Source organism: Streptomyces sp. NPDC090088, from assembly GCF_044747345.1.
GTDB lineage: Bacteria > Actinomycetota > Actinomycetes > Streptomycetales > Streptomycetaceae > Streptomyces.
In genome coordinates, this window is sequence record NZ_JBIVDZ010000005.1 from 873222 (window position 1) to 880226 (window position 7005).

General features: G+C 66.5%; 6 protein-coding genes. 1 reads left to right on the forward strand and 5 read right to left on the reverse strand.

What is annotated here, in order from left to right:
• Positions 1 to 122: 122 nt before the first annotated feature.
• On the forward strand, positions 123 to 1217 hold the full coding sequence (locus ACIPSJ_RS27680; RefSeq protein ID WP_401350049.1) for an IS630 family transposase: 1095 nt from the start codon (positions 123 to 125) through the stop codon (positions 1215 to 1217).
• Positions 1218 to 1560: 343 nt separating this feature from the next.
• Here the strand turns inward: ACIPSJ_RS27680 and ACIPSJ_RS27685 are convergent, their stop codons facing one another.
• The 5 genes from ACIPSJ_RS27685 to ACIPSJ_RS27705 form a co-directional block, all read right to left on the reverse strand.
• Positions 1561 to 1779 carry an aldo/keto reductase gene (locus ACIPSJ_RS27685; RefSeq protein ID WP_401350052.1) on the reverse strand — a complete coding sequence of 73 codons (219 nt, stop codon included), beginning with the start codon at positions 1777 to 1779 and terminating at the stop codon, positions 1561 to 1563.
• Between the two features lie 270 nt (positions 1780 to 2049).
• A complete protein-coding gene (locus tag ACIPSJ_RS27690; RefSeq protein ID WP_401350054.1) occupies positions 2050 to 3021 on the reverse strand; it encodes an aldo/keto reductase in 972 nt (323 codons plus the stop codon).
• Between the two features lie 108 nt (positions 3022 to 3129).
• A complete protein-coding gene (locus tag ACIPSJ_RS27695; RefSeq protein WP_401350057.1) occupies positions 3130 to 4599 on the reverse strand; it encodes an MFS transporter in 1470 nt (489 codons plus the stop codon).
• Positions 4600 to 4688: 89 nt separating this feature from the next.
• On the reverse strand, positions 4689 to 5393 hold the full coding sequence (locus ACIPSJ_RS27700) for an amidohydrolase family protein (RefSeq protein WP_401350060.1): 705 nt from the start codon (positions 5391 to 5393) through the stop codon (positions 4689 to 4691).
• 316 nt (positions 5394 to 5709) lie between these two features.
• Entirely contained in the window at positions 5710 to 6573 is an 864-nt protein-coding gene (locus ACIPSJ_RS27705; protein WP_401350063.1) for an amidohydrolase family protein, read from the reverse strand.
• Positions 6574 to 7005: the final 432 nt, after the last annotated feature.

The window sequence follows — 7005 nt, forward strand, 5'->3', positions numbered from 1 at the left end:
TCGCCACTTGGACCGGCGCCTGCCCCACCTGCCACCGCGACATACCCATACCCATACAAACCTGACCAAGCCCTACTAGTCTTCCGAGTCAGGAATTCTGTTCAGATGTGTAGGGTTGCCGTGTGGCACAGACTGGGCGGCCGAAGGCCGAGTTGACTCTGCCGGACGAAGAGCGGGCTGCGCTGGAGGGATGGGTGCGGCGTCGTTCCACGCCTCAGGCGTGGGCTCTGCGGTGCCGGATCATCCTGGCCTGTGCAACCGGGTCGTCGAACAAGGACGTTGCGGCTGAATTGGACTCGACATCGCACTCGGTTGGCCGATGGCGGGCCCGCTTTGTCGAGCACCGGATCGCCGGCCTGGGCGACATGCCGAGGGCGGGCGGGCCCAGGACGGTCACCGACGAACAGGTCGCCGCGGTGGTCACCAAGACGCTGGAGTCCACGCCGAAGAGCGCGACGCATTGGTCGACCCGGGCGATGGCCCAGGAGATGGGCCTGTCGCAATCGACCGTGTCGCGGATCTGGCGGGCGTTTGGCCTGCAGCCGCACCGCTCGGAGTCCTTCAAGTTGTCGACCGACCCGTACTTCGTCGACAAGGTTCACGATGTCGTCGGCTTGTATCTGGACCCGCCAGAGCGGGCGCTGGTGTTTTGCGTGGATGAGAAGTCGCAGATCCAGGCGTTGGACCGGTCGCAGCCGGTGCTGCCGATGATGCCCGGGGTCTCGCAGCGGGTGACCCACGACTACGTGCGCGCGGGCACCACGACATTGTTCGCCGCGCTTGAGGTCGCCACCGGCAAGGTGATTGGTTCCCTGCACCGCAGGCACAGGGCCGAGGAGTTCAAGAAGTTCCTGATCAAGCTCGACCAGGAAGTCCCCGCAGGCGTGGATGTCCACCTGGTGCTGGACAACTACGCGACCCACAAGACCCCGGCCATCAAGACCTGGCTGCTGGCCCACCCCCGTTTCCACCTGCACTTCACGCCCACCGGATCGTCCTGGCTCAACCTGGTGGAGCGGTGGTTCGCCGAGCTGACCAACAAACAGATACGGCGTGGTGTCCACAAAACCGTACGCGCCTTGGAGAAGGACATCCGGGCCTGGATCGCCGCATGGAACACCGAGCCCAAGCCCTACATCTGGACGAAGACTGCAGACGAGATCCTCGAACGCCTCGCTTGCTATCTCAACCGAGTCCCTCAGAGCTACAAGGAGTGACCACGATTCGCCAGTGTCACCGCCAGCTCCGCGGCGAGGAGGAATCCGTGTGCATACGCCTCCTGAAGCGGCAGGCCACCGGCACTCTGCCTCAATGCGCTGGCCCGCTCCGCGACATCCGATACCTCAAGCGTCCGGTTATCGCCCAACCAAGCGCAGACGTCTCCCCACCCGGTCGGCGAACCGTCCGTCCGCGGCAGTGACTACACGTCCGCGCTCCGCCGCCGCCCGTGCCGCCAAGCGCGTCACCACATCCGCATCCACGGTTCTGCCCTCCCAGACAGGCATCAAGAAGTCCACCCGGTCAAAGGTGACACTACTACTTACGAACAGAACTCATGACTCAGAAGACCAGGGCCTCGCCCGCCAACTCCTCGTTGACGTAGGGGCCGTAGACCTCGGCGGTGCCGAAGAACGTGACGCCGTGCTCCAGGGCGCCCCGCAGGACAGCGATCATGCCCTGTCGGCCGCTCGGGTTGGGACCGTAGGACTGGGACATGCTCATGGCGCCCAGCCCGATCGCCGAAACTTCGAGGCCCTGGCCCAGGGTGCGCGTGTGCATTTGGGTCTACCTGCGTAGGGAGCAGGAGGCGGCGGTGAAGCCGCCGCCCGTGGGCACGCCAACGCGCCGGGGTATGCGCTCGCCGGACAGGACCCCGTCACCGCATCCACTGCCGTCACTGAGGAAACCGGAACCTCACAGCACTGGGAAGGCACTGCCGTTACTGATAATGGCAGACCCCCCAACATCTGCTCAGGCTCCCGCCGTGGCCGCTGAAAGACCAGGACGCCTTTGGCCTGCCGAGTGAGGGCGTGCCCAACCCGCATCTGTTCATGCGTCGTGGTTGAGTTTGGCGATGTCTTCGTCGGTCCGGTTGCCGTGGATCTCGATTTTTGCCAGTTCGGTTTCGATCCGGGTGAACTCGTCGTTGGTGAGGGTGACGTTGGCGGAGGCGAGGTTCTCCTGGATTCGGTTCAGCTTGCGGGAGCCGGGGATGGGGACGATGAAGTCCTTCTTGTGGAGCATCCAGGCGAGGGAGATCTGTGCGGGGGTGGCGTCCTTGTGGCGTGCGAAGCTGGTGAGGAGGTCAAGGAGGGGCTGGTTGGCGCGGATGTTGTCCGCCTCGAAGCGGGTGATGACCCGGCGGACGTCGTCGCCGGTGTAGGTGTCGTCGGCGGTGACCGTGCCGGAGAGGAAGCCGCTGGCGAGTGGGCTGAAGGGGACGAAGCCGATGCCGAGTTCTTCGCAGGCGGGGATGACGTCCTGTTCCCACATCCGTTCCATGATGGAGTATTCGCTCTGCACGGCTGTCAGTGGCGTGACGGCGTGTCCGCGGCGGATCTGTTCCTCGGTGGCTTGGGACTGGCCCCAGCCGAGGATCTTTCCCTCGTCGATCAGTTCGCCCATGACGGTTGCGACGTCCTCGACGGGAATCGAGTCGGGCACGCGGTGTTGGTAGTACAGCTCGATGTGGTCGGTGCCGAGGCGGGCCAGGGATTTCTCCAGGCGGGCGCGGATCTGCCGGCCCAGTTCGGTGCGGGTGGGGGCGTTGTCGATGAAGAATTTGGTGGCGATGACGGCCTGGTCGCGGACGGGTGCCAGGGCGCGGCCGAGGAGTTGTTCGTTGGCGCCGGCGCCGTAGCCCTCCGCTGTGTCGAAGAAGGTGCAGCCCAGGTCGAATGCCGTGCGGATCAGGTGGATGGCTTCAGAATCACTCACGCCGGGGCCGTAGCCGTGGCTGAAGCCCATGGTGCCCAGACCGACTGCCGAGACCTGGAGTCCTCCGATGATCCTTGTCTTCATGGTGTTCCTTTCATAGGGTCACGGCCGCCCGGAGCAGGAGCTGGCCTTCTGGTTGTGCGGAGCGACGGCATGGTGGCTGTCAGCCGTGGCATGTGGTGGCTGGGTTCGTCATGCGTTCTTCTTGGCGGGGGCGGTCGCCCGGACACCACCGCCCTGCGCGGTCGTCTCGCCTGCCGGCCCGGACCGGCCCGGCAGGCACAGGGTGACGGTGAGGGCGAGGACGGCGCCTGCCCCGGCAATGAGGAACACCGTCTGATATGCGCGGAGGGTGGGCAGGGCACGTCCGCCGACCACGGAGGTGACGTTCGCCAGCACGGCGGCGACGACTGCGCTGCTGCATGCCTGGCCGATCGAACGCATCAGCGTGTTGAGGCCGTTGGCCGCGCCGGTCTCGGCCAACGGTACCGCGCGTATGACGAGGGCTGGCAGCGCCGAGTAAGCGATGGCCGTGCCGGCGGCCACCACGGTTGAGCCCGCGATGATCAGTCCCAGCGAGCGGTTGGTGAACAGGCGCACCACGTATCCGACGGCGAGGAGCACGGAGGCGAGGGCGAGCGTGGTCTTGGGGCCGCAGGCGGCCGAGATGCGGGCGGACACCGGCGAGAGTGCCACCATGGCGAGCCCGCTCGGCAGCAGGCACAGTCCGCTGACGACGATGGATGCGCCCAGTCCGTAGCCGGTGCTGCGGGGTTCTTGCACCATCTGGCCGGTGGACAGGGAGTTCGCGTAGAAGGCGAAGCCGATCAGCAGTGCCGCGATGTTCGTCAGCAGGACGGCAGGTCTGGCCGACACCCGCAGATCCACTACAGGAGTGGCTGCCTTGAGCTCGTAGAGGCCCCACAGGAGGCCGATGATCACGGCAGTGGCGAGCAGAGCGAGGGTCGGTGCGGACAGCCACCCCCAGTCGGCGCCCTGGGTCACGGCGAGCAGCAGGGCGATCAGGGCGGTGGACAGGCCGAGTGCCCCCAGCGCGTCGAAGCGTCCGTGGGAGCGGATCGAGGACTCCGGCACGAACCGCAGTACCAGCACTATGTCGAGCAGGCCGATGGCGGCCGAGGCCCAGAAGATGGTGTGCCAGTCGAAGTTCTCGATCACTACGGCGGTCACCGGAAGGCCGATCGTAGCGCCGATGCCCAGGGTGGAACTCATCAGCGCGACCGAGCGCAGGACCCGCTCGGGCGCCAGCTCGTCCCGCATGATGCTGATGCCCAGCGGGACGATAGCGAGCGCGGCGCCCTGGAAGGCCCGCCCCGCGATCAGTAGGGCGATCTGCGAGCTGACGGCGCACAGCACGGAGCCGACAGTCAGCAGGCACATCGAGGTGAGGACGATCTTGCGTTTACCGTACATGTCTCCGATGCGTCCGAAGACCGGGGTGCAGACGCAGCCGGTGAGCAGGGTAACGGTCACTAGCCAGCTGGCGGCGGTGGGTGTTGAGTGGGTGAGGGCGGGGACGTGCGGCAACAGCGGGATTACCAGCGTCTGCATTACGGCGACGATCAAAACGCAGAAGGCCAGGACGCCGACCATGAGGCGGGAACGGGCGGTCTGCGTCGGCGGGGGTATCGTTGCGGACATGGTTTCTCCATGGCATGAGAGGCCGGGCATCTCGGGCTGCGGCGGGAAGGCGCTCGTGCCGACGGCGGTGCATCGACCGAGCCGAGTACTCAGTGTGGGATCTTCGGAGTCGTGTACAGCTCGGTCGGGCTCGGCCAGCTCAGGAGGGTGTGCACCGTCCTGCCGAGAATCCATTCCTTGTCCGCGGAGGTAAGCCGGTCGCTCTCGCGCAGCGAGAAGAGTTCATCGGCCCAGCGGTGGTTGCTGATCGAGGTGAAGTCGCTTGCCCACATGACCCGTTCACGGCCGAAGGAATCCAGGACCCGCAACAACTTGTCGGTGGCGCGGGTGAAGGGGTACTCGTCGGCGTGGAACAGCTCAGGGGCGTGGCACCACTTGATCGCGACGTTTGGCAGGTCGGCCAGGCGCAGCACCTGCTCGAACTCCTCGTCGTTGCCCGGCATGCCGACATGGTCGACGACCACCGAGATCTCCGGGTGGGCTTGGGCGTAGGGGCGCAGCAGGGGTGCGTTGCGCGGAGCGATGGCAAAAACCGGCAAGCCGTTGTCGGCGGCGGCGTCGAAGACGGGCCCGTATGCACCGTCTGCGAGTTCTTTGATGTCCTCGTCACGCCGGGCGACAATCCGCACTGCCCGTGCATGCGGGGCATCCGCCACGGCCTTGACCCCGGACACCAGGTCGGGGTCGCGGTGATGGATGCGCAGCAGGTAGGAGAAGCGCTCCGGATGGCGTGCGGCAGCGATTTCGGCGCCGGCCGCCGTGGCTCGGAAGGCGTTGTGCTCCGGCAGGAACATTCCCGGGCTGCTGCGGCCGGTCTGCGCGTCGAAACCCCGGAACTCGTCGGCCAGGGCGGCCTGGATGCCATCGAGTTCATTGCGGCGAGGGTTTCCTCGACGTTCATGGTGAGGTGCAGATGGATTTGCGCGTCGACGATGTCCACGTGTGTCCTTCGGTGCGTTGCCGTTGGTTCGATAGGGATGCCAGGTGGAGGGCTGCTCGGACTGCGCCCCGCGGCCCGAGCGCGTGCTCGCTGCTCACGGCCCGGGCCCGTCCCCGTCCGGTTGGCCGCGGGTCCGTTCAGGCACATAAGAGACGGTGGTCAGCCCGCTGTCAGCGGGGCGTCGCGATGTCGTGGGGCAGAGCGTTGCCGTGTCTGCGAGCAGCAGTGGGCAGGTGCCCGATCTCGCTACCCGAGCGGTTCAATGCGGTAGGCCCGGGCTGCGGTGTCGTGGAAGAGGGCATGGCTGAGCGAACGATGGATTTGAAGGCGTTCCACAGCGGCACGAAGCCGCTCGAGTTGCTGTCGGGTGGGTAGTCGCTGGCCATCATGCAGCAGTCGGCTCCGAAGGTTTCGATGGCGGTTTCCACGTAGGGCGCCCAAGCGGTGGCGAGTTCCAGAGAGCCGATGGTGTCGGTGCGGTCTTCGAAGCTGAAGCCCCAGAAGGGCAACTCCAGGCCTCTGATCTTGCACAGGACGTTGGGGCGCTGGGCGATCTGGAGCAGGGCCTCGCACCACTCGGCGAACACCTCTGCATGGTCGGCGGCGTCCGTGTCTATGGCGACTGCTAGGCCGCAGTGGTTGACGGTGATGGTCGCCTCGGGGAACTCGTCGGCGACGCAGGCGAGTTCGGGTAGCTGGTGGTGGAATACCGCAGCGTCGAAGCTTAGATCGAGTGGGGCAAGATGACGGAACCCGGCCCGGAATTGCGGGCTGGCCAGCATGCTGCGGCGCGGCCTGCCCGGCAGGTACCGGTAGGGGGCTTCGCTCGGATGCTGCGCGGCACCCTGCCGGGTCCCGCGCAGCCGGTCGAGCGCCGATTGCAGGGCACGGTCGAGGTAGGCGGCGATGCCGTCGCCGCACCGCAGATCGACGAATCCCACGATCGCGGCGCAAGCGCGTTGATCGCCGAAGGCCCCGCTTACGGCCATGGCGCCTGCCCCGTTGGCGAACTCGATCTCGCCCAGCGGCCGCATGATCTCAGGGCCGCCTGGGCGGTAGAACGCGTTCGCCTCGGCAGACCGAGGCGACGATCTGGTGGCCCGCTCGAGCATCGGCCAGGTAGTCGTCCAGGAGGTAGCGGATTTTGGGCCGGACGAACAAATGGTGGTGCGCGTCGATGATGGGGAGCGATCGGCTCGTTGCGGCCGCGAGGAAGCTGATTGAACATCACTGCCTCCCGTTGTGGTGCGACAGGGCCCAGGCGTCGCAGGCCGTTCTGGCCCTGCCTGGCCGGTAGCTTCCGATGTGGGACCCCGTCCCGTGCCGCCGGAACAGTCGGACACGGGACGGGGCGTTGATCAACTAAACGGTGCGGGGAGACCTGTCAGGTTTGGTCGGCTCGCAGGCCGTTGGTGTAGCCGGGGATGGCGATGCCGCCGGCCTGGCCGCGGACGGCGTTGTCGATG